Source organism: Acinetobacter seifertii, assembly GCF_016064815.1.
In the GTDB taxonomy this organism is placed as follows: Bacteria; Pseudomonadota; Gammaproteobacteria; order Pseudomonadales; family Moraxellaceae; genus Acinetobacter; species Acinetobacter seifertii.
On the sequence record NZ_CP065820.1, the window covers coordinates 2,469,774 to 2,491,071 of the forward strand.

Sequence of the window (21,298 nt, forward strand, 5' to 3'; positions counted from 1 at the left end):
TATAAGTTTAATGTTGAGATGCTCAAATGAAATATGCTTCAAATTTTGCCCTAAATACCAACTGGAAGTTATTACTAAACGACCTAGGCATAAATCTTGAAGATGCATTACGTTTGGCATCTCTACCGCTTGATTTATTCAACCGTAAAGATGCAAGCCTTACGCCTGTTCAATATTTCAATTTTTGGCACGCAATTGAACAACTTGCTGGAATAAATGACTTACCTTTAAAAATTGGTCAAATGATTACAGTTGAACTGTTTGACCCAGCGATTTTTGCCTGTATTTGTAGTCCAAACTTTAATATTGCGATACAGCGTCTATCTGAATTTAAAAGACTCGTTGGGCCAATGCAGTTACAAATAGCAATTGATAACGACACTACAACGCTAGAACTCAAATTTTATAATGTATCTACGCCAACGCCTCAAAGCCTTGCCATGTCAGAACTGGTCTTTTTTGCTCAATTAGCAAGAATATGTACAAGACATCAGGTTATACCTTTGAAAGTTACACTGCCCGATTTACCTAGTCATCTGGCAGAGTACAAAACATTTTTTGGCGTACTTCCACAAAAAAGTGAACACATTTCGATTGTCTTTTCACGCCAAGATGCTGAACGTCCTTTTTTAACAGCCAACCCGACCATGTGGTCTTTTTTCGAGCCAAACTTGCAACGTAGTCTTATACAGCTTGATGAAGATGCAACAGTTAGCGAAAAAGTTAAAGCTATACTTTTAGAAAATCTACCTGCTGGGCTGTGTACGATAGAAGATGTTGCTCAACGACTCACGATGAGCAAACGTACGCTACAACGGCTACTTTTAGAAGAGCAAACTAATTTTAAAACGCTTTTAGATGCGACACGTCAATCTCTTGCCCAACATTACTTAGAAAAGTCATCAATGAGTACAGGTGAAATTTCATTTCTATTGGGCTTTCAAGAGCACAATTCTTTTAGCAGAGCATTTAAAAACTGGACGGGTAATACTCCGCAGGAATATAGACTTATGCATTAATTCCTAACGCGGTTTATTCAACATCCATTCCAGATTTTGGCGAACCGCAGGCCACTCATGTTTCAAAATGCTGTAAACGTGAGTGTCCCGTAAAATATCATCTTTTACAATTTGATGGCTTCTTAGCACACCATCTAGCTTTGCACCCAAGCGTACAATCGCGGCTTGGCTTTGAACATTTAAAGAAGATGTCCTTAACTCAACCGCAATACAGTTTAAAGTCTCAAATGCATGAGCCAACAATAGCTTTTTACACTCAGTATTTACAGGCGAACGCTGTGCAGATTTTCTGTACCACGTCGAACCAATTTCTACACGGCGATGGGCTTCCTCAATATGCATTAAAGTTGTCATACCCAACGCTCGCCCTGTTTTTCTGTCTTCAATATAAAAAGGCAACATAGAACCAGAACTTTGCAAACCGAGACGTCTTTCAATTTCAGCAGCCATTTGTTCAGGTCTTGGCACACGGGTATACCAAAGATTATAGAGTTCCCCATCGCAAACAGCCTCTGCCAGTGATTCAGCTTGAGTTAAGTCTAAGGGCTTTAAAATAACGTGCTCACCTACCAACTCAACAGGTGTAGTAAAAGACATCTTTGTCTCCTTAATTGATATTAAAGTTTTATATTTTCAAAATTATTTATTTAACTCAGCCACACTATACATAGCGTCTGCTATGGTTTGATGACCAGATTTCGATAGGCCATCTGCCGCTCCCAAAATATCTCGACGTTCTTTGTTTTGCCCAAGTTTTGATTTTCCTCGTAACTTGGTAATTTCAATCTCAATACCGACAATGGCTTTTAACATCGGTTCAAGATAGTCCTTTGGTGCATCAGACATTTTCCATGGTTCAGGTTGAGATGCTTCATGAGTACGAGTTAAACGAGCCACAACCCCACGAACGTAACGTTCATCATCTTGAATGGTTACTTTGCCATATGCATGCACAACCCTATAGTTCCATGTCGGTACTTGTCTGTGCTGTTCATGTTTGGATGGGTACCAGTTTGGTGAAATATAAGCATCGCCTGCTTGAAACACGACCAACACCTCATCTCCATTTGTAATGTCTTGCCAGACTGGATTAACTCTAGACACATGCGCACGTAGTACACCCAATTCCCCTTCGCTTGCCTGTAATTCGAATGGAAGATGGTTTGCATCTAAGCCATTACTTCCAAGCGTAAAAAGCACACCAAACGGATATTCGCTAATAAGAGAATGCAATACATCCAAACGGTTTTCTGCATAATCATCAGGGATATACATGGCTAAAACCTCACTGTAAATCTCAGGGTTATTTATATTTTGTGTTGTAAATTTTCTGGTTTCTGTGGTTTATTAAAAAGAACCACTTTGTATTTTTTTAAGTAGACCAGAATTATGGCAAGAATGGCAAAAGTTGTAGAACTTCCGTCGATTGCAAAGATTAATAAAAGCCAAGGAAAGATAAGTGCTCAACTGACCCAAGCTTTGCGTGAAGCTGTACAAAGTGGTGATTTACAGCCCGGCGATCCGTTGCCTTCTTCACGTGAACTGGCTCTAACACTTGGGGTCGCTCGCGGAACGATTATCGAAGCTTACGATCAGCTTTTAGCTGAAGGTGTATTTGACTCTCAAGCACGAACTGGCACCTATGTGTCTCATGCTTTAACTAAAAAAACTACGCCGCAACATTCTCAAAAAGAAACCACACCTAGCCCAATACCGTTGACCAAATCAGCACGTTCTTATGCCCAAGTGCTTAAAGAGTTTAAACCACTTCCTCACGCCCCTTTTGCAGTGTCTGTCCCGATTGCCCGCACCCAACCGAGTGATATTTGGCGTAAGTTTGGTAATAAATTTAGATCTCGAGGTGCTGGTACTCCTTCGGGTTATGGCGAGCCTCAAGGCGTGCTATCACTAAGAATTGCTATAGCAGACTATGTACGCCGATCACGCTCTGTCCACTGTGAACCTGATCAAATTGTGATTACTCCCGGTATTCAGCAATCACTTTATATTTGCAGCCAGATTTTATTTGAAGCAAAAGATGAAGTTTGGATTGAAGATCCAGCTTATCGGGGTACAACAGCTATTTTTGAACATACTGTACAAAACATTCGGATGATACGTATTCCTGTCGATGAAGAAGGCATTCAGGTTGAAACTGGAATTAAGCTTTCTAAACATGCACGTGCTGCTTTTGTGACACCGTCTCACCAATATCCGCTTGGCATGCCGATGAGTCTAGCAAGACGTACGGCTTTATTGACTTGGGCAAAACAGCAAAATGCATGGATAATTGAAGATGACTATGACAGTGAACTCCGTTATAACGGTCAGCCCTTCCCTTCTTTGCAAGGCATGGCACCCGACCAAGTCATTTATCTTGGGACTTTCAGTAAAGTCCTATTTCCATCACTTAGACTTGGCTATGCCGTGTTGCCTAAAGAATTGGTGGCACCTTTTTGTGGGCTAAGAGTATTAATTGATCGACACCCACCTGCTGCCGACCAACATGTTTTAGCTGCTTTTATTCAAGAAGGTTATTTAGAACGGCATATTCGACGGACTCGAAATGTCTATGCAGAAGTCCGTGAATACATTATTGGCTTGATTGAAAAATACATACCTCAAGAACTGGCTTGGTTACAACCAGGCGATCAAGGCATGCATATGGTGTTATGGCTTGCTCATCATATTAATGACATTGAGGTTGCAAGCTCGGCAGTCGATGCAGGCATTGCCATTAAAGCAATTTCACCGACATTTTCAAAAGAGCAACAACGTCCGGGGTTAATTGTTGGCTTAGGCGATTTTGAACCCGAACTGATGAGACAAGCCATCAAAAAACTATCAAGGATTATTCAACAACATGACAAATCAAGTTAGATAAAACCTACAACAGCAACCATAGATGAATGGCAAATGGTCCAATCAGTACCATTAAAATACCTGCAATGACCATGGTTAAACTGGCAATTACACCTTCTTCGCTATTACGCTGTTGTGCTCTAACTGTACCAAAACCGTGGGCTGCATTGCCAAAGGCTGCCCCATTTGCCACATTAGAACGGATTTTAGTAATCGCTAAAATCGCATCCCCACAAATCATACCGACCAAACCAGTAATGACCGTAAATAGTGAAACCAACGCTGCCGAACCGTGAATATCTTCCGCTAAAATCATGGCAAACGGCGTGGAAATAGAGCGTGCCATCAAACTATTGGTGACTTCAGGGCTAAAGTGGAACCACTGTGCCATTTCATAGGCAGACATCACACCTACACTCATCCCCACAATAATCGCAATCGAAAGGACTCCAAGGTTTTTACGAATCGTTTCCCGATAGCGATAAATTGGTACAGCGAAAGCTACCGTTGCAGGCCCTAATAAATTAACAATCCACTGCGTATCTTCTGCATAAGTTTGATAGGAAATTCCAAAAATCGTCATCAAAATGATGGTGAGTACCGGCACGCTAATCGCGGGTGATAACCAAAGTTTTGGATTTTTTTGATAGATTCGCTTTGCTACAACATAGGCTGCCAAAGTCCAGATCAGACAAAGAATTGACCAGATATTCATGTCATTTGCTCTTTAGATATGCTTATGTTGAAGACGTTTGCGGGCCTGTAAATAAGTTTTCAAACGATTGTAATAGTGAATCGTCAGGCACGTACTGAGCATGACCGAAATGGTCCCTACCGCAATGCTCAAGACAATTTGCCATCCTTCGGTCATAAACAAGGTTTTATACTGAACAACGGCAACTACAACGGGCACGAAAAACAGCAACAGTTCACCTAAAACAACAGTTGCTCCCATTGCCACCTGATCCATTTTGATAATTTTAAAGAACAGGCATAGAAGCAATAAAAACATACCTAAAATACCTGCCGAGACAGGTACGCCAAGTTTTTGATGTAAGAGATATCCGACCCACCAAAATCCAGCCAGAATCAAAATTTGTTTAACTAAAACTAATAGTGAAGGTTGTGTGGGTGTTCCAGAAACAGATTCAGTACTCATTTTGCGAAATTAAATGGTTAACTACACCATTATGCTATCTTGGTTAAATCTGCCAAATATGAATTATTTATGTTAATATTATTCCAAAATGGAATAATTTTTTTATTATGCTTTCTCTAAAATCACTACAGTGCTTTGTTACTCTGGTCAAAACTAAAAGTTTTACCCGTACTGCTGAAGAGTTGTATCTGACTCAACCCACTATTAGTAAAATATTACAGCAGCTTGAAGAACAGCTTCAAGTACAGCTTTTGGTTAAACCCGATCACGGCCGTAAAAGACAAATCGAGTTAACTGAAATTGGAGAACGCATTTATCAACATGCGATTGATCTTCTTCAGGCAGAACAGAACATCTTTCTTGAAATTGAAAACTACCAACAATTAAAAACAGGAACTTTAAAACTTGGCGTTCCACCCTTAGGTTCCCAGCTCCTAACGACTGCCCTATTTGATTATCATCAGCAATTACCAGATATTGAATTGGCTTTTATGGAGGTTGGTTCACGCGGTATTGAACAAGCTTTGCTTAACAATGAACTAGACGTTGGCGTTTTATTGCAGCCTTTTGATACGCAAATTTTCAATAGCATTGAGCTATGTAACTACCCTTTAATGGTTCTTTTACGTCGGGATGCGAGTTGGGCAACCCGCAAAAAAATAAATTTAGAAGAGCTACAACACCAATCATTTTTAATGTTTCCTGAAAATTTCTCTTTAAACAGTATTATTCTCGATGCCTGTAAGCAGCATGGTTTTTACCCAACCATTGCTTGCCGTACCAGCCAATGGCACCTGTTGGCAGATATGGTGCTACAACGTATGGGGATTGCGCTTCTCCCACAGTATTATACCGACATGCTTGACCCTAGTTTATTTGCAGCAGTGCCACTCGAAAAACCAAATATTCAGTGGCACTTAGTGATGGCTTGGAAAAAGAATCTTCCTGTCTCACCAGCGGTACAGGCGTGGCTTAGTATTGTTCGTCAGCATTTTCAACACATTAAGCCCTAACGTTGAACACTGAAATAGCTTTTAATTCAAAAACCGATAAAGCTTTTCCACAAAAAAGCTACCCAATCTTGGATTAGCTCACTTAGACTAGATTCGATTGTTTTATGACATGGACAATAACAATGAATAACGAGCATTTTAAGCTGTACACAGATTCACAATTTCTAAGCCCCTATGCATTTACAGTTTTTGTAGGGCTACATGAAAAACAAATTCCATTTGAAATAGCAACCATCAACTTAGGCCAACAAGGCCAGTTTGAAAAGTCTTATGTAGCAAAGTCATTAACTGCCAAAGTGCCTGTACTTGAGCACAATGATTTTGCCTTATCAGAATCATCTGCCATTTTGGAATATCTTGAAGAGCTTTATCCAAACACATCTATTTATCCAAAAGATATTCAAGCACGCGCAAGAGCAAGACAAATTCAGGCATGGCTCCGATCAGACTTAGTTGCACTAAGAACTGAACGACCAACCGATGTTATTTTTATTCAGCCCAAGTCCACTCCACTTTCAGAAGAAGGCAAAAAAGCTGCTGAGAAACTTTTCTTTGTTGCAGAAAAACTTCTTGCGTCTGATGCCGAATTTCTTTTTGGTTCATGGAGCATTGTTGATGCTGAACTTGCCCTGATGTTGCAACGCCTTATTCAAAATGGTGATGCTGTACCAGAACGTTTAAAAAACTATGCATTACAGCAATGGCAACGCCCGAGCGTTCAAAAATGGCTTGCCTTGCGACATAACTAAAACCTTATATTTACACCAAACACGAGATAAAAAATGAGTGATTCAAACTATATTCCTCCACAAGTTTGGCAATGGACTGGAGAAAAAACCGATTTAAACCAACCTACCTCAGGTGCGCGTTACGAGCATACACTTCCGGTAGGGAAACATCCGCTCCAGCTCTATTCTTTAGCAACGCCTAATGGGCAAAAAGTCACTATTTTGCTAGAAGAACTTTTAGCATTAGGACATCAAGATGCTGAATATGATGCATGGCTGATTAAAATTGGTGAAGGACAGCAATTTGGCAGTGGCTTTGTAGAAATTAATCCCAACTCTAAAATTCCAGCATTGGTTGACCATAGCCAAAACCCGCCATTAAGAGTGTTTGAGTCTGGTTCAATTTTGCTTTACTTGGCTGAAAAGTTTAAAGCATTCATTCCAACTGATATTGCTGCACGTACTGAATGCCTTAATTGGTTATTCTGGCAAATGGGCAGCGCACCTTACCTAGGTGGCGGTTTTGGGCATTTTTATGCTTATGCCCCTGTTAAAATTGAATATGCAGTTAACCGCTTTGCCTTGGAAACAAAACGATTGCTTGATGTGTTAGATAAGCGTCTAGCAAAGCATGAATATTTAGCAGGCTCTGAATATAGCATCGCCGATATTGCGACATTTCCTTGGTATGGCGGTCTTGTTAAAAACTGGGTGTATAACGGCGCGGAGTTTTTAGGTGTCGATCAATATAAAAATGTTCAACGCTGGGCAGATGCGATTTTAGCGCGCCCTGCGGTACAACGTGGTCGTATGGTCAACCGCACTTTTGGTGATTTAGCTACACAGTTGCATGAACGCCATGATGCGAGTGATTTTGAGACCAAGACTCAAGATAAATTGCAGAATCAGTCTTAAAAATATCATTCAGTTTTTGACTCACCCGCAAGATATTTCATTTTTGCGGGTATTCAAAGTTAGTAAAATAACTCGTATATAACTCACTCAGCCAAGCGACAAAAACGCGTACGCGTGGCGAGAGCTGCCGATGCTGCGGATATAAAGCAGAAACTGACATCTTCGGGATTTGCCATTCAGATAAAATCTCAACCAGTTGTCCGTCTTTTAACTCATTCGCCACATGATAGCGCGGGACCTGAATTAAACCTGCCCCACGTAAAGCAGATAATACATAGTTTTCAGCATCATTTACAGCGATCCAGCTTTTCAAAAAATAATCTTGTTTTTTACCATTCACCATCAATTCAAATGGATAATTCCGCCCACCCGATGTCGAAAAGAAATTGACACAATAGTGTGATAACAAATCTTCTGGTTGCTGAGGCGTTCCATGTTTATTTAAATAGTTAGGACTCGCACAAATCACTTGTGGCATATCCACCAAATGTCTAGCAATTAAAGTGGAATCGTCTAAACGGCCCGCTCTCACCACACAATCTATCCCTTCCCGAATCAGATCAACTAAACGATCGCCTGTACTAATTACGAGTTCAATGTCGGGATATAACTCGTGAAATTGGTCGATATTGGGTAAAACAATTTTGGTCGCATGCGCACCAGATAAATCGACACGTAATAAACCACGGGGCTGAGCAATTACATTGCGTAAAGACGATTCGGCATCATCGAGTTCCGATAATATTTGTGTACAACGCTCATAAAATGCCTGCCCATCTAGTGATGGTCTTACATGCCGAGTCGTCCGCTCTAGCAAACGACACTGCAAATTATTCTCTAACTCTTTAATGGCATTACTTGCTGTAGCGCGTGGGATATTTAGCTGATCGGATGCCTGACTAAAACTACCCAGCTCTACGATGCGGGTAAAAAGTTGCAAGGTATCAAATTTATCCATAGTGCTCTCTTTTTTACCCTATCTATTATTAATAAATATGGAATTATCTTATCCAATTATCAAGATTTATCCCATATTTCTATATTATTAAAATAAGCCATACCTACTCAAACAGGCAATCTAAAAATGAATATTTCAAAAAAGACAGCTCTTGTTACTGGCGCATCACGTGGTATTGGTCGTGCTATTGCTGAGCGTTTAGCTCAAGATGGCTTTTATGTGATTGTTAACTATGCAGGCAATAAGGTGCATGCCCAAGCAACTGTAGATCATATTATTCAGCAAGGTGGTCAAGCCTCAGCTATTCAAGCAGACGTTGCAAATGAACATGAGGTGAGTCGTTTATTTCAAGAAGCTAAAGCCATTAACGGTCAATTAGATGTGGTAGTTCATAGTGCCGGCATTATGCCTATGGCAAAAATTACACCTGAAGGTCTGCCAGATTTCGATAAAGTAATTCATACCAATTTACGTGGCGCTTTTTTAATTTTGGCGCATGCAGCCGAAACGGTGCCAGATGGTGGTCGGATTATTACGCTTTCAACCAGTGTAATTGCCAAATCTTTTCCGGCCTATGGTCCTTATATTGCTTCAAAAGCAGGTGTAGAAGGTTTGGTCCATGTGTTAGCAAATGAGTTACGCGGCCGAAATATTACTGTAAACGCAGTTGCGCCCGGCCCGACAGGAACTGACCTTTTTTATAATGGAAAAACTGATGAGCAAGTGGCAGCAATTGCAAAACTCGCTCCCTTGGAAAGAATCGGAACACCTGAAGAAATTGCTAGTGTAGTTGCCATGCTAGCTGGCCCAGATGGATGTTGGATAAATTCACAAGTCGTTCGAGTAAATGGTGGATTTGCTTAATTTTTAAAACCGTGTGGATTATTTTTAATTCACACGGTTTTCTTAACTATTAAAATGATTATTCCATGAATTTCAATTAAAAAACTATATAAGCTTAATTAATACTTTTTTATAAAAATATCCCCCATTCTTATTTATCAAAATAATATATATAAATAGATATTCCTTATTTTTGCTTATATTTAAAAACGCGTAAATTGAACAATAACAATCTGAATCGAAGATAAGGATATATTCAATGAATGCTAAATTAAATACAGAAGCCCCTCAAAGCTTTATCTCAAATGGTTCAAATACATCTTTTTCAGCCCAAGAAATTCTTTCTCAAGCACAGCAATACGCACAAGAACACGAACTAAATTTTAGTGGCAGTTTATCTCCTGTTGACGCATGGCAGCTCGTACAACAAGGAGAAGCTGTTTTAGTTGATGTGCGTACCAATGAAGAACGTAAATTTGTGGGTTATGTCCCTGAAAGTGTTCATGTCGCTTGGGCAACTGGCACATCGTTTAACCGTAATCCACGCTTTTTAAAAGAACTCGAATCAAAAGTTGGTAAAGACAAAACCATTCTTTTGTTATGTCGTAGTGGCAACCGCTCAGCACAAGCTGCCGAGGCCGCATTTAATGCTGGTTTTGAGCATATTTATAACGTTCTTGAAGGCTTCGAAGGCGACTTAGATGATAAGCAACAACGTAACCAGAAAAATGGCTGGCGCATCCATCAACTTCCTTGGCAACAAGACTAATATTTTAATCAATTTTCAGTGAATCAAGGAAAGCTTGTGACTCAATGGAACATTAATGCTGTTGTACAAGGTTTACAACAAGCAAGGCATGACTGGCGTCAGCAGCAACACAGGACCAAAGAATTTGGGGGCCGTGAACTTCCATCTAAAGAAGCTTTAAAAGCTATTTTAGATGACCTGTGCGGAATTTTATTTCCAATGCGTTTAGGCCCTGCCGACTTACGTCAAGAAACTGAAGATTCTTATATTGCCTATACTTTAAATCGGGTACTGACAGCCTTACATGCTCAAGTACAACTGGCTTTAAATTATGAAGCAAAACGTCATTTGGGTCATTCAAGCACAGACCAGCAGCCACAAGAACTTGCTCAAAATATTGTGCAGGATTTTGCCAACACCTTGCCCTCTATACGACGTCTTTTAGACGGCGATGTGCGTGCTGCTTATGAAGGCGATCCAGCGGCGCATAGTGTGGATGAGGTATTACTTTGCTATCCGGGCATATTTGCGATTATTCATCATCGAATTGCGCATCAACTGTATGCCCAAGTGCCTTTATTGTCTCGCATTATTTCCGAGTTAGCGCATTCTGCAACGGGTATTGATATTCATCCGGGTGCAAAAATCGGTAAAGGATTCTTCATCGATCATGGTACTGGTGTGGTGATTGGTGAAACTTGTGTGATTGGAGAGCGTGTCCGTATTTATCAGGCAGTAACTCTTGGAGCAAAACGCTTTGAAACCAATGATGATGGTGCTTTGAAAAAAGATTATACACGCCATCCAATTGTTGAAGATGACGTGGTGATCTATGCAGGCGCGACTATTTTAGGCCGTATTACGATTGGTCGAGGGTCCATTATTGGGGGAAATGTCTGGCTTACGCATAGTGTTGCAGCAGGTAGTCAGATTTTACAGTCTCCTAATGAGTCTTATCAAAAAAATCATATTGCCGGTTAAACACTATAGATGTGAAATAAATAGATAAGGAGATAAATAAACAAAGAACGTGCAGATTAATAAAATGCTTATTTCTAGTTTAAATATATTTTTATTTAGAAAATAGATAACTCATTAATAAGCTCAGTATTTAAATTACAACGCTATTTTAATTTTAAACCAGAACTAATTCTAGTTTATATGCACCCTAGAATTTTTATTTTCAAAAAGCCAATGTAATAAGGAAAAATGATTCATGGCGAAAAATACAGACAAAGCCCAACTTGCACTTGGGGATCACGCAGCGCGTCAACTAGCCAATGCGACCAAGACAGCTCCCCAACTTTCTACGATCACTCCCCGATGGCTGACTCACTTACTTCAATGGCTTCCTGTTGAAGCAGGTATTTATCGCTTAAACCGTGTAAATAATACCGATGATATTCAAGTCGCTTGCACACAACGTGATGAAGCCACTTTACCTCAAACTTTTGTTGATTATGACCCAGAGCCACGCGAATACTTTTTAAATGGTGTGTCTACTGTTTTAGATGTACATACACGTGTTGCTGACCTTTACAGCAGCCCACACGACCAAATTAAAGAACAGCTTCGTTTAACGATTGAAACCATTAAAGAACGTCAAGAAAGTGAGCTTATCAATAACCCCGAATACGGTTTACTGGCAAGTGTGACAGATGACCAACGTATTTCGACTTTAAATGGCCCACCTACTCCAGATGATCTTGATGATTTGCTACGTAAAGTCTGGAAAGAACCGGGATTTTTCCTAGCACATCCTGATGCAATTGCAGCATTTGGCCGTGAATGTACACGCCGTGGTGTACCGCCTCCAACGGTTAGCTTATTTGGTTCGCAATTCATTACATGGCGCGGTATTCCACTCATTCCATCAAATAAAATTCCTGTAGAAGATGGCAAAACTAAAATCTTGCTGCTTCGTGTTGGTGAAAAGCGTCAAGGGATTGTTGGTTTGTTCCAACCAGGTCTTGCTGGTGAACAGTCACCAGGGCTTTCAGTACGCTTTATGGGAATCAACCGTAACGCGATTGCGTCGTATCTAATCTCATTATATTGCTCACTTGCAGTACTCACTGATGATGCGTTGGCAGTATTAGATGATGTGGAGGTGGACAAATATCATGACTACCCAGTTAACTACAAGTAATCTGCAAGGTAGTCCAACAGGGCCTGAAGTGACTGGTGTTAACCCACCAGCCAACTTCCCTGATGAGTCCACCATTGCTCGACTTGCTAATGAGTTTTTTTCAGCATTACCAAGCTCAAGCAGTTCAGCTTCTCCATCGGGCCTTAACTTGGACTTACCTGTCGGAGCGCCACCGCACCCTCCACAACCGGGTGAACCATTCTCTGCTCTCAGTGGTCGTGCGCCCAATATCGCCTTTCAGAAAAGTCTTAATCCGGAATATCCTGAGCATATTCCAAATTTGCCAGACTACCCTGAACGTCGAATTGTAGCGTCTGCGCCTGTGGTTGGTGGAGCTAATTTGCCGCGCCCACCATTTGAGCCACATTTGCCACAAGCTGCTCATAGTGAACCTAATGTGCCACGCATTGAACCAAACTTACCCACTGGTGCAGCTGAATCACCTTATTATTTTTTAAATGATTTTTCTGCTCCAAATGCAGCAGAACCGTCTGTTAAAGGTGTTGAAGATAATTATTCGGTTGCACAGTCTTTTCAATTGCCACATGGTAACCAGCTGAAGTCATTACTGACGGAAAATCGTTTTGCAACGAACACGCCTCCCCAAAGTTCGGCAAGCTCTGCATTTTATTTTTTAGACTTGCCTCAAACTGGACAAAGTTATAGTCACTATCAACCATCACAACCCACTTTTGTCGCAAGCAGTGCTCAACCACTCGATGTACATGCTATACGTCGTGATTTCCCAATTTTACAGGAACGCGTAAATGGTCGTCCTCTGGTCTGGTTGGATAATGCTGCGACCACACAAAAACCGCAGCGCGTGATTGATCGGATTGCTTATTTTTATCAGCATGAAAACTCAAATATTCACCGTGCTGCACATGAGTTAGCAGCTCGTGCAACCGACGCCTATGAGCATGCAAGAAATGTAGTTGCCCGATTTATTGGTGCACCCTCTTCTAAAGAAATTATTTTTGTTCGAGGGACAACCGAAGGTATTAACCTGATTGCAAAAACATGGGGTGAGCAAAATATTGGTGAAGGTGATGAAATTATCGTTTCTCACTTAGAACACCATGCCAATATTGTGCCTTGGTATCAACTCACAAAAAAAACTGGAGCAAAATTAAGAGTCATTCCTGTGGATGACACAGGCCAGATTATTTTAGAAGAATTACCAAAACTGATTAATGAACGCACTAAACTGCTGTCGATTACTCAAGTTTCGAATGCTTTAGGCACAGTCACACCTGTTGCTGAAGTCATTAAAATTGCGCATGCCAAAGGTGTACGTGTTTTAGTTGATGGTGCGCAATCTGTTTCGCACATCCCTACCGATGTACAAGCTCTCGATGCGGACTTTTTTGTGTTTTCTGGACATAAAGTGTTTGGGCCGACGGGTATTGGCGCGGTTTATGCAAAACCAGAGTTGCTAGAAAGCATGCCTGTTTGGGAAGGCGGCGGTAACATGATTCAGGATGTGACCTTCGAACAAGTAGTTTACCAACCTGCACCAAACAAGTTTGAAGCTGGAACTGGAAACATTGCCGATGCTGTTGGTTTGGGTGCTGCGCTTGAATATGTCGAAAGTCTAGGCATTCATAACATTGCTCGCTATGAACATGATCTACTCGAATATGGTCAAAATGCACTGAGCAGTGTGTCAGGTTTACGTTTGATCGGAACTGCACATCACAAAGCCAGTGTTATGTCCTTTACCTTACAAGGCTATTCAACTGAACAAGTCGGTAAAGCGTTAAATCAACATGGCATTGCGGTACGTTCTGGGCATCACTGTGCACAGCCAATTTTACGCCGTTTTGGTGTAGAACAAACCGTGCGTCCGTCTTTGGCTTTTTATAATACGACTGAAGAAATTGATTTATTGGTGTCGGTGTTACATCAACTGACGCGTAATAGACGTAGCAATTAAATCTATTTCTAGACTAGAAAAGACTGCTTTTGAGCGGTCTTTTTTTATGGATTATTTATTAAAACTACTTGAGCTCTAAAGTTATATATAGGAACAAGTCAAAGTAGCTATCACGGAGGAATCTTATTATTTTAAATTCAATTTCTGAATTAGCCTTCGGCTCGAGCTAAGAGTCATCTACAGCCTGCCCATAATTTATAAAAATAATGTTTTTGCAACATTTTTTGATAGATGAAAACAGTGAACAGGTTCTGTAGATGACAAAGTTTTTTGGTTACTTTTTCCAAAAAAAGTAACAGAATTAGCTTCGTTCTTCTGATGTATAAACGGTAAGACTCCGTCGTGACAGCCCATCCACTTATAAATAAAACCAACTTAATTAAACAATCCCCAAATCAATCTCAATGCAATCCCAATTAATAAAACTCCCATTACCCGCTCAAAATAAACCCCAAACTCTAAAAATCTTTTACGTACAATAGGCTGAGCAAACAGTACACTCACCACCATAAACCAAATGGCATTAACCATACACATCCAAATCCCATAAAAAACCTGAACTTTCATCGGAGTGGTCGTACTTACAATCGTCGTAAAAATTGCCAGAAAAAAGATAGTGGCTTTGGGGTTTAACGCATTGGTAAGAAAACCCATTGTAAAAGCTTTAAATAAACTCGGTGTATCACTGTCTGCTTGGCCATTAATCTCAATATTGGTATTCGGCTGGCTACGTAAACACTGCCACCCTAAATACACTAAGTAAGCTGCCCCTGCTGTTCTGATCAGTGACATGAGCCATTCACTTTGTTGAATCAAAAAGCCAATACCAACAAGTGTATAAAACACATGGACTGAAATCCCGACACCAATACCAATTGCGGTTAGACATCCAATCAAATAGCCATAACGAACACTTTGTCTTACCGTAATCACAAAATCTGGTCCCGGTAAAATCACCGCCATAAAGTGAATAAGAGCTAGCGTTAAAAACTCATGTCCATACAACTGCCACATAACAATTTAGTTTCCTGAAAATCACCTAAAAGATTGTATTGCGATTTTTTAAACGCGATAATCCAATCAAAATCCAAATAACTTTTGCCTCATGAGCACAAATCAAAGTCTGGTTCTGTTAAATGAAATGGCGACTTTCGTTAAGGTTGTCGAGTCGGAAAGTTTTTCTGAAACGGCCCGCCAGCTTGGTACAACACCTTCTGCTGTTAGTCGTGCGATTGCCCGTTTAGAACGTGCTTTAGGCACCCGCTTACTCTATCGAACTACGCGGAAACTTCGTTTAAGTGAAAGCGGACAACAGGTTTATCAACGTTGCTTAGATATGGTGAATGCGGCACAAGCAGTCATGGAAAGTTCGGGCCAATTTCATGTCGAGCCAGAAGGTATTATTCGCATGAGTGTTCCGAAAGCTGTGGGGCATTTTATGATTCATCCGCATTTACCCGAATTTTTAAGACGTTACCCTAAAATTGATATACAAATGCTTTTAGAAGATCGTTATGTAGATCTCATTGATGATGGAGTTGATCTAGCACTTCGAATTACAGAGCAACCACCAGGTGGCCTTATGGGTCGAAAACTCATTGATATTGATCACTTGGTTTGTGCTACGCCTGAATATTTGGCAAAGCATGGCACTCCGAACCACCCTCATGATTTAAAGCAGCATGAATGTATTTACTTGGGCGAACAAGCCAGTGACTCAAAATGGAAATTTCAGCAAGGAAATAAATCGATAAGTGTGGCTGTGCGTGGGCGTTATGCAGCAAACCATACGGGTGTGCGTTTAAGTGCCGCATTACAGCATTTAGGTATTGCGAGCTTGCCGTACTTCGTTGCACGCTATGCGCTACAACAAGGTACCTTAGTTCAGGTTTTACCAGATTGGTATTTTAAGACCTATTATAGTGGTGGGCTGTGGTTACTTTACCCACCGACACGGCATGTCCCACCTAAATTGAGTGTGTTGATTCAATATTTGGCAGATAAACTAGCAGCAGAGCCGACTTTATTTAAGTTAAAGTAATACAAAGTCAAGGAATTAGCACGATGGAATCCTACTTTTAAATCTCTAAAGTAAGCAGCTAATTCTGTTACTTTTTTTGAAAAAAGTAACCAAAAAACTTTCTCATCTACAGAACCTGACCACTGTTTACATCTATAAAAAATATTGCAAAAACATTAACTTTATAGATTATGGGCAGGCTGTAGATGAACCTTAGCTCAAGCAAATCCTATCTAGAGTCCTCTTTATTAGAATTATTCAACCAATAAATCTTTTGGATTAATCGTATCGCCATAGACTGGTTTTAACGTTTTTTCATAAGCCTGATGAATCACGCCTTCTTTCGCCAGTTTCTCTAAATCTTGGTTCAACCAATCCAGCAACTCTTTATCACCCTTTTTCACTGCGGGTGCAATTAAGTCCTGCTCACCTAAATTAGTAATGCCAACCGTGTAATTTGGATTTTCTTTAGCCCAAGCTAAAACCAGCAAGTTATCATGTGCAAGCGCAGCACCACGACCATCTTTTAAAGCATCAAAAGTTTCAGTGTTTTGCTCATACTTTTGTAGCTTAATTTCAGGATGAGTCTTGGTGAAGAATGAATCAGCCGTTGTACCTTTGTTTACCAGTAAAGTTTTATCTTTAAGTTGAGCCACATCAGTAATCGGATGACTTTTAGGAGAAACCACACCTAGTGCCACTTTTAGGTAAGGCTTAGCAAAATCGACAACTTCTTTACGTTCTGGTGTAACAGTAAAGTTGGCAAAAATAATATCTACTTTATTGGCTTTTAAATATTCGACACGGTTAGCCGCTTCAGTTAAAACAAACTCAACTTTGTTTTCATCACCCAGCAGATCTTTCGCAACATGCTTAGCAATTTCTACATCAAAACCTTGATTTTTACCTTGAGCATCTAAATATCCAAACGGCGGTTTATCACTAAATACGCCAATTCGTACCACGCCATTCTTTTTGATCTGTTCAATACTCGACACTGTTTGTGTGATATCTGCCGTTTTTTCAGTAGACTGAGTTCCTTTGTCACATGCAACTAAACCTAAACTCAGTAAAGACGCAGCTAAAATATGCTTCACGTTTTGCAATGTTAATGTTGTCATTATTTCACCCTATCGTTCTTGTAAAAGTCTTATTTAAAACAGCAGCGCCTCTTGGTAGACACTACTGCTCTAGCGATATCGAAAATTATTGGCCTACATCTAAAAACACATTCGGATTGACCGAGTCACCGTAAATTGGTTTCAAGGTTTCATCATAAATTTTATTAATTTCACCACTTGTTCTGAGTTGCTTAATTTCAGTATTGAGCCAATTCAATAATTGGGTATTGCCCTTTTTAACTGCTGGTGCAATAAACTCTTGATCACCAATAGACTGAATACCCGCCACATAACTTGGGTTCTTCGCGGCCCATGCCAAAGCATAAGTACTATCTTGTGAGATTGCGTCACCACGACCATCGGTTAAAGCTTTGAAGGCATCCGAATTTCTTTCAAACTTGAGTAAATTCACTTTTGGATAATGCTTGGTAAAGTAGGTATCTGAACTTGTGCCTTTATTTACAATTAAGGTCTTACCTTCTAATTGGGCAATATCTGTAATCGGTTTGGCTTTAGGTGAGACTATACCAAAAGCACCTTTTAAATAAGGCTCAGCAAAATCGACAACTTCCTTACGTTCTGGCGTTACCGTAAATGTCGCGAATACTACATCGGCACGGTTTGATTTTAAAAACTCCACCCGATTTGAAGCTTCAGTCACAATAAACTCAACTTTCTTTTCATCACCGAGCAAGTCTTTGGTCACCCGTTTTGCTAAAGCCACATCAAAGCCCTGATTATTACCTGCACTATCTACAAAACCAAACGGCGGATCATCGGCAAAAACGGCAACTCGTAGAACTCCATTTTTTTTGACTTGCTCTAAAGAATGGTCTGCTTGAGCATTACTTGCCTGTTCAGTTGATGGCGTTTTACTACATGCAGTTAATAACACCCCAGCAACGGCAAGACTGCTTAATATTTTTATTGAATTACCTTTAAACATTCACTTCCTCATGATTCAAATAATAAAAATTTAGTACGACAAAATATTTAGAAAGGCTTTCGCTCGTTCTGTTTTTGGCTGTTCAAAAAATTCTTCTGGTGAAGCCTGTTCAATAATCTTGCCCTTATCCATAAAAATAATGCGGTCGGCAACCTTGCGTGCAAAGGACATCTCATGTGTCACAATCAGCATCGTCATTCCTTCATTCGCTAACTTGAGTACCACATCGAGTACTTCCCTAACCATTTCCGGATCAAGTGCAGCGGTAATTTCATCAAGCAAAATGACTTTAGGTTGCATGACCAGTGAACGAACAATGGCTATACGTTGTTTTTGTCCACCAGAAAGTTGTCGTGGATAATCGAGTTTTCGCTCAAAAAGCCCCACTCGCTTTAACAATTCATCTGCTACTTGTTCAGCTTCATCACGGTGACGTTTTTGTACTTTGAGTGGTCCAAGCAAGATGTTGTCAATGACGTTCATATGCCCAAACAGCTCATAGTTCTGAAAAACCATGCCAATTTTTTGACGAGCATTAGTCCAGTCCACATCTTTACCGAGCACGCCTGAACCAGTTAAACGAATCTCACCACCCTGAATGGGTTCTAAGCCGTTAATACAGCGCAATAAAGTACTTTTACCGCAGCCCGATGGACCTAAAATAACTACCACCTCTCCTTGTTCTACATCCAGATCAATGCCCTGTAAAATATGACTTTGTGCAAATGATTTCTGTAATTGTTGTATCGATAACAAAGGCATAATTACTCCCAGACCTTTTCTAAATGTGCCGCCAAACGAGATAAGGGATAGCAAATCAGAAAGTACAAAATAAAAATAAAGCCATAAATCCAAAGAGAAGCGCTCGGCACGGTCAACAGCGAGTTTTCAATAATTTGCTGGCCAACTTTAATGACCTCAACCACACCCATCAGGACTGCCAAAGAGCTGGTTTTCACCATTCGGGTAAATAAATTAATCGCGCCTGGTGTTACTCGTTTTAGACTTTGCGGAAAAATGACATAGACCAAGGCTTGAACATGGGTAAGTCCGAGCGCATAGGCCGAATCGCGTTGATGCTGATCAATTGAAGTAATAGCTGCACGAACCAAATCGCCCATTTCAGCAGTACCCCATAAAACAAACACAACAACGCACACCCACATTGCTGAAAACTGCCAGTTAAACCATGTCGCAAAGCCGAAATAAAACACGAATAGCAAAACTAAAATCGGAATGATTCGAATGGCTTCTAAATACAGACGGCATAGCGCTTTAACGACTATGTTTTTAGAGATCATAATGACGCCGAAAACTGTGCCGAGAATTGCAGAGAAAAACACTGAAATAAATGCAATTTTTGCAGTTACCCAAAGTCCCCACATTAAACGTTCGAGGTGACTCGCTTGAAATAGATAATCAAGTTCCATGACTCACCTTCCGACTTCTGTGCTCCAGATAGCTGGTTAAAATAGACACGGGCAATAAAATGATTAGATAAGCCATGATGAGCAAAAATAAAGCTTCCGTGGTTTTATAGTCCATGCCAATTAAGTCTTTGGTGACAAAAAGCAGTTCAACGACAGCAATTGCACTGACCACAGAACTTTCTTTAATTAGAAATAGACAATTTGCCCCTATTGCTGGAATTGAAATAGCCAGTGCTTGAGGAAAAATGACATATCTAAAAATCTGAGTCGGTTGCAGACCAATACTTTTTGCTGAGTCAATTTGCCCGTTAGCAACAGACTGCAAACCTGCTCGGAAGGCTTCAGCCATATAGCTTCCGCCTAAAAAGGTCAGTCCGATCACACCACAGGTAAAACCATCAATTTTGATACCCAGCTTTGGCAAACCGTAATACAAAAAGAATAGTTGAATTAATAAAGGGGTATTTCGAGATAACTCAATATAGAACTGGGCAATTCTATTTAGCACCCGCACGCGATATGTGATTAAAATGCTGCAAATTAGCCCCACAATAATTGCCAAAATAATGCTGATAATTGAAATTTTCAGCGTGGTCAAAGTTGCAGAGAAAAATTGCGGCAACACACTATGGATATACTGCCAGTTCAAGGAAAATTCCAAAAAATAATATTAAAACGTTATAAATATTTAGCTTTCGTCAGCTATTAAATATTTGTGCAACGAGTTTATTTTTTCCCCAATTGGTCTAAAACTATTTTTATTAGATAAGCTTTTCTATAAGTTTGATAAATTCGATTTGGCAATCGAAAACCTTCGAATCAGTTAAATACAACCGCTCAAAACATATTCACTAAAACAAAGATGAATAATAAAACCAATAAAAAAATCGGACACCAAGGCCCGATTTTTATTAAATGATTTTCAATCTATTTCTTATTTTCTAAGTACATCACCAATACTTGGGTCTTTATCAAAAACTGATTTTGCATATGGGCAAAGTGGAATCACCTTTACGTCTTTTTCACGGACAAAAGCCACCAAGGCATCAAGTAATTGGCGACCTACACCTTGTCCACGATAATTTTCATTCACATCTGTAGCATCAATAATTAGCATGCTCTCGCCTGCCCATGTATAAGTCATTTCACCTGCAATGGTTTCACCATCAAGTAAGCTAAAGCTGCCGTGTTTTGTATCATCTTTTTGTTGAATATTCACAATGAATTCCTCGTATTACGACTCATATTTATTTAGAAATGACTTTGTATAATCTTTATCTATAAGAACAAATCTAAGTGTAAAAAAATAGCCTGTTTTTAGCAGCGAGTCTGTATGCTTTTTAAATACAATTCATGCATAAAACTCATAATTCTATTCGTAATTCTGCGTCTAATGCTCTCAAATCATTACTGTTAAGCTCTGCGACCAGATTTTATTCATTTCATTTATG

Annotated in this window: 24 protein-coding genes; 12 read left to right on the top strand and 12 right to left on the bottom strand. The window is 40.0% G+C overall.

Annotation, left to right across the window (positions count from 1 at the left end; translation table 11 throughout):
- Positions 1–26: 26 nt before the first annotated feature.
- On the top strand, positions 27–1,019 hold the full coding sequence (locus I8T81_RS11435) for an AraC family transcriptional regulator (RefSeq protein WP_198071206.1): 993 nt from the start codon (positions 27–29) through the stop codon (positions 1,017–1,019).
- Between the two features lie 3 nt (positions 1,020–1,022).
- On the opposite strand, the gene I8T81_RS11440 is transcribed toward I8T81_RS11435, so the two are convergent.
- Both I8T81_RS11440 and I8T81_RS11445 read right to left on the bottom strand, forming a co-directional pair.
- Positions 1,023–1,616: a GNAT family N-acetyltransferase gene (locus I8T81_RS11440; protein WP_198071207.1), complete on the bottom strand. Its 594-nt coding sequence runs from the start codon at positions 1,614–1,616 to the stop codon at positions 1,023–1,025.
- Positions 1,617–1,658: 42 nt separating this feature from the next.
- A complete protein-coding gene (locus tag I8T81_RS11445) occupies positions 1,659–2,294 on the bottom strand; it encodes an FMN-binding negative transcriptional regulator (protein WP_198071208.1) in 636 nt (211 codons plus the stop codon).
- Between the two features lie 114 nt (positions 2,295–2,408).
- On the opposite strand from I8T81_RS11445, the gene pdxR reads away from it, so the two are divergent.
- Positions 2,409–3,899: a MocR-like pyridoxine biosynthesis transcription factor PdxR gene (gene pdxR / locus I8T81_RS11450; protein WP_198071209.1), complete on the top strand. Its 1,491-nt coding sequence runs from the start codon at positions 2,409–2,411 to the stop codon at positions 3,897–3,899.
- A gap of 7 nt (positions 3,900–3,906) precedes the next feature.
- On the opposite strand, the gene I8T81_RS11455 is transcribed toward pdxR, so the two are convergent.
- The gene (locus I8T81_RS11455) at positions 3,907–4,596 is read right to left on the bottom strand and encodes an LrgB family protein (RefSeq protein WP_002157453.1); all 690 of its coding nucleotides are present in this window, start codon (positions 4,594–4,596) and stop codon (positions 3,907–3,909) included.
- A 12-nt stretch (positions 4,597–4,608) separates the two neighbouring features.
- Positions 4,609–5,040 carry a CidA/LrgA family protein gene (locus I8T81_RS11460; protein ID WP_198071210.1) on the bottom strand — a complete coding sequence of 144 codons (432 nt, stop codon included), beginning with the start codon at positions 5,038–5,040 and terminating at the stop codon, positions 4,609–4,611.
- A 107-nt stretch (positions 5,041–5,147) separates the two neighbouring features.
- Here I8T81_RS11460 and I8T81_RS11465 point away from each other — a divergent pair, with 107 nt between their 5' ends.
- From I8T81_RS11465 to yghU, 3 genes are all read left to right on the top strand, one after another.
- On the top strand, positions 5,148–6,053 hold the full coding sequence (locus I8T81_RS11465) for a LysR family transcriptional regulator (RefSeq protein ID WP_198071211.1): 906 nt from the start codon (positions 5,148–5,150) through the stop codon (positions 6,051–6,053).
- A 122-nt stretch (positions 6,054–6,175) separates the two neighbouring features.
- Entirely contained in the window at positions 6,176–6,802 is a 627-nt protein-coding gene (gene yfcF / locus I8T81_RS11470; protein WP_198071212.1) for a glutathione transferase, read from the top strand.
- Between the two features lie 33 nt (positions 6,803–6,835).
- A complete protein-coding gene (gene yghU, locus I8T81_RS11475; RefSeq protein ID WP_198071213.1) occupies positions 6,836–7,696 on the top strand; it encodes a glutathione-dependent disulfide-bond oxidoreductase in 861 nt (286 codons plus the stop codon).
- Positions 7,697–7,733: 37 nt separating this feature from the next.
- Here the strand turns inward: yghU and I8T81_RS11480 are convergent, their stop codons facing one another.
- The gene (locus I8T81_RS11480) at positions 7,734–8,654 is read right to left on the bottom strand and encodes a LysR family transcriptional regulator (protein WP_151761750.1); all 921 of its coding nucleotides are present in this window, start codon (positions 8,652–8,654) and stop codon (positions 7,734–7,736) included.
- Positions 8,655–8,780: 126 nt separating this feature from the next.
- Here I8T81_RS11480 and I8T81_RS11485 point away from each other — a divergent pair, with 126 nt between their 5' ends.
- From I8T81_RS11485 to I8T81_RS11505, 5 genes are all read left to right on the top strand, one after another.
- Positions 8,781–9,518 carry an SDR family oxidoreductase gene (locus tag I8T81_RS11485; RefSeq protein ID WP_198071214.1) on the top strand — a complete coding sequence of 246 codons (738 nt, stop codon included), beginning with the start codon at positions 8,781–8,783 and terminating at the stop codon, positions 9,516–9,518.
- Between the two features lie 238 nt (positions 9,519–9,756).
- On the top strand, positions 9,757–10,266 hold the full coding sequence (locus I8T81_RS11490) for a rhodanese-like domain-containing protein (protein WP_077164105.1): 510 nt from the start codon (positions 9,757–9,759) through the stop codon (positions 10,264–10,266).
- 18 nt (positions 10,267–10,284) lie between these two features.
- Positions 10,285–11,226: a serine O-acetyltransferase EpsC gene (gene epsC, locus I8T81_RS11495; protein WP_198071215.1), complete on the top strand. Its 942-nt coding sequence runs from the start codon at positions 10,285–10,287 to the stop codon at positions 11,224–11,226.
- Between the two features lie 235 nt (positions 11,227–11,461).
- Positions 11,462–12,394 (top strand): family 2A encapsulin nanocompartment shell protein, encoded by a 933-nt coding sequence (locus tag I8T81_RS11500; RefSeq protein WP_001107602.1) that lies wholly within the window; start codon positions 11,462–11,464, stop codon positions 12,392–12,394.
- Positions 12,369–14,330: a family 2A encapsulin nanocompartment cargo protein cysteine desulfurase gene (locus I8T81_RS11505; protein WP_198071216.1), complete on the top strand. Its 1,962-nt coding sequence runs from the start codon at positions 12,369–12,371 to the stop codon at positions 14,328–14,330. The genes I8T81_RS11500 and I8T81_RS11505 overlap by 26 nt, the downstream gene beginning before the upstream one ends.
- Before the next feature lie 375 nt (positions 14,331–14,705).
- Here I8T81_RS11505 and I8T81_RS11510 read toward each other — a convergent pair whose 3' ends face one another.
- Positions 14,706–15,344, bottom strand: coding sequence for a LysE family translocator (locus I8T81_RS11510; RefSeq protein WP_198071217.1), 639 nt, complete (start codon positions 15,342–15,344; stop codon positions 14,706–14,708).
- A gap of 91 nt (positions 15,345–15,435) precedes the next feature.
- Here I8T81_RS11510 and I8T81_RS11515 point away from each other — a divergent pair, with 91 nt between their 5' ends.
- The gene (locus tag I8T81_RS11515) at positions 15,436–16,371 is read left to right on the top strand and encodes a LysR family transcriptional regulator (RefSeq protein ID WP_198071218.1); all 936 of its coding nucleotides are present in this window, start codon (positions 15,436–15,438) and stop codon (positions 16,369–16,371) included.
- A 233-nt stretch (positions 16,372–16,604) separates the two neighbouring features.
- Here I8T81_RS11515 and I8T81_RS11525 read toward each other — a convergent pair whose 3' ends face one another.
- The 5 genes from I8T81_RS11525 to I8T81_RS11545 all read right to left on the bottom strand — a co-directional run bounded on the left by I8T81_RS11525 (position 16,605) and on the right by I8T81_RS11545 (position 20,496).
- The gene (locus I8T81_RS11525) at positions 16,605–17,471 is read right to left on the bottom strand and encodes a cysteine ABC transporter substrate-binding protein (protein WP_198071220.1); all 867 of its coding nucleotides are present in this window, start codon (positions 17,469–17,471) and stop codon (positions 16,605–16,607) included.
- An 85-nt stretch (positions 17,472–17,556) separates the two neighbouring features.
- On the bottom strand, positions 17,557–18,417 hold the full coding sequence (locus tag I8T81_RS11530) for a transporter substrate-binding domain-containing protein (RefSeq protein ID WP_151987811.1): 861 nt from the start codon (positions 18,415–18,417) through the stop codon (positions 17,557–17,559).
- Positions 18,418–18,447: 30 nt separating this feature from the next.
- Positions 18,448–19,179: an amino acid ABC transporter ATP-binding protein gene (locus I8T81_RS11535; protein WP_001130360.1), complete on the bottom strand. Its 732-nt coding sequence runs from the start codon at positions 19,177–19,179 to the stop codon at positions 18,448–18,450.
- A 2-nt stretch (positions 19,180–19,181) separates the two neighbouring features.
- On the bottom strand, positions 19,182–19,847 hold the full coding sequence (locus I8T81_RS11540; RefSeq protein ID WP_198071221.1) for an amino acid ABC transporter permease: 666 nt from the start codon (positions 19,845–19,847) through the stop codon (positions 19,182–19,184).
- On the bottom strand, positions 19,837–20,496 hold the full coding sequence (locus tag I8T81_RS11545) for an amino acid ABC transporter permease (protein ID WP_198071222.1): 660 nt from the start codon (positions 20,494–20,496) through the stop codon (positions 19,837–19,839). Before I8T81_RS11545 ends, I8T81_RS11540 begins: the two co-directional genes overlap by 11 nt.
- 64 nt (positions 20,497–20,560) lie before the next feature.
- Between I8T81_RS11545 and I8T81_RS11550 the strand changes: the two genes are divergently transcribed.
- On the top strand, positions 20,561–20,674 hold the full coding sequence (locus I8T81_RS11550; protein WP_198071223.1) for a hypothetical protein: 114 nt from the start codon (positions 20,561–20,563) through the stop codon (positions 20,672–20,674).
- Between the two features lie 107 nt (positions 20,675–20,781).
- On the opposite strand, the gene I8T81_RS11555 is transcribed toward I8T81_RS11550, so the two are convergent.
- Positions 20,782–21,066, bottom strand: coding sequence for a GNAT family N-acetyltransferase (locus I8T81_RS11555; protein WP_039253462.1), 285 nt, complete (start codon positions 21,064–21,066; stop codon positions 20,782–20,784).
- Positions 21,067–21,298: the final 232 nt, after the last annotated feature.

Excerpts from the sequence above, each read along its gene's own strand:
- yghU (WP_198071213.1), top strand. The coding sequence starts at position 6,836 with ATGAGTGATTCAAACTATATTCCTCCACAAGTTTGGCAATGGACTGGA.
- I8T81_RS11485 (WP_198071214.1), top strand. The coding sequence starts at position 8,781 with ATGAATATTTCAAAAAAGACAGCTCTTGTTACTGGCGCATCACGTGGT.
- I8T81_RS11460 (WP_198071210.1), bottom strand. The coding sequence starts at position 5,040 with ATGAGTACTGAATCTGTTTCTGGAACACCCACACAACCTTCACTATTA.
- I8T81_RS11465 (WP_198071211.1), top strand. The coding sequence starts at position 5,148 with ATGCTTTCTCTAAAATCACTACAGTGCTTTGTTACTCTGGTCAAAACT.
- I8T81_RS11515 (WP_198071218.1), top strand. The coding sequence starts at position 15,436 with ATGAGCACAAATCAAAGTCTGGTTCTGTTAAATGAAATGGCGACTTTC.
- I8T81_RS11505 (WP_198071216.1), top strand. The coding sequence starts at position 12,369 with ATGACTACCCAGTTAACTACAAGTAATCTGCAAGGTAGTCCAACAGGG.
- yfcF (WP_198071212.1), top strand. The coding sequence starts at position 6,176 with ATGAATAACGAGCATTTTAAGCTGTACACAGATTCACAATTTCTAAGC.
- I8T81_RS11525 (WP_198071220.1), bottom strand. The coding sequence starts at position 17,471 with ATGACAACATTAACATTGCAAAACGTGAAGCATATTTTAGCTGCGTCT.
- I8T81_RS11455 (WP_002157453.1), bottom strand. The coding sequence starts at position 4,596 with ATGAATATCTGGTCAATTCTTTGTCTGATCTGGACTTTGGCAGCCTAT.
- I8T81_RS11510 (WP_198071217.1), bottom strand. The coding sequence starts at position 15,344 with ATGTGGCAGTTGTATGGACATGAGTTTTTAACGCTAGCTCTTATTCAC.
- I8T81_RS11490 (WP_077164105.1), top strand. The coding sequence starts at position 9,757 with ATGAATGCTAAATTAAATACAGAAGCCCCTCAAAGCTTTATCTCAAAT.
- I8T81_RS11540 (WP_198071221.1), bottom strand. The coding sequence starts at position 19,847 with ATGGAACTTGATTATCTATTTCAAGCGAGTCACCTCGAACGTTTAATG.
- I8T81_RS11500 (WP_001107602.1), top strand. The coding sequence starts at position 11,462 with ATGGCGAAAAATACAGACAAAGCCCAACTTGCACTTGGGGATCACGCA.
- I8T81_RS11445 (WP_198071208.1), bottom strand. The coding sequence starts at position 2,294 with ATGTATATCCCTGATGATTATGCAGAAAACCGTTTGGATGTATTGCAT.
- I8T81_RS11535 (WP_001130360.1), bottom strand. The coding sequence starts at position 19,179 with ATGCCTTTGTTATCGATACAACAATTACAGAAATCATTTGCACAAAGT.
- I8T81_RS11480 (WP_151761750.1), bottom strand. The coding sequence starts at position 8,654 with ATGGATAAATTTGATACCTTGCAACTTTTTACCCGCATCGTAGAGCTG.
- pdxR (WP_198071209.1), top strand. The coding sequence starts at position 2,409 with ATGGCAAGAATGGCAAAAGTTGTAGAACTTCCGTCGATTGCAAAGATT.
- I8T81_RS11440 (WP_198071207.1), bottom strand. The coding sequence starts at position 1,616 with ATGTCTTTTACTACACCTGTTGAGTTGGTAGGTGAGCACGTTATTTTA.
- I8T81_RS11530 (WP_151987811.1), bottom strand. The coding sequence starts at position 18,417 with ATGTTTAAAGGTAATTCAATAAAAATATTAAGCAGTCTTGCCGTTGCT.
- I8T81_RS11435 (WP_198071206.1), top strand. The coding sequence starts at position 27 with ATGAAATATGCTTCAAATTTTGCCCTAAATACCAACTGGAAGTTATTA.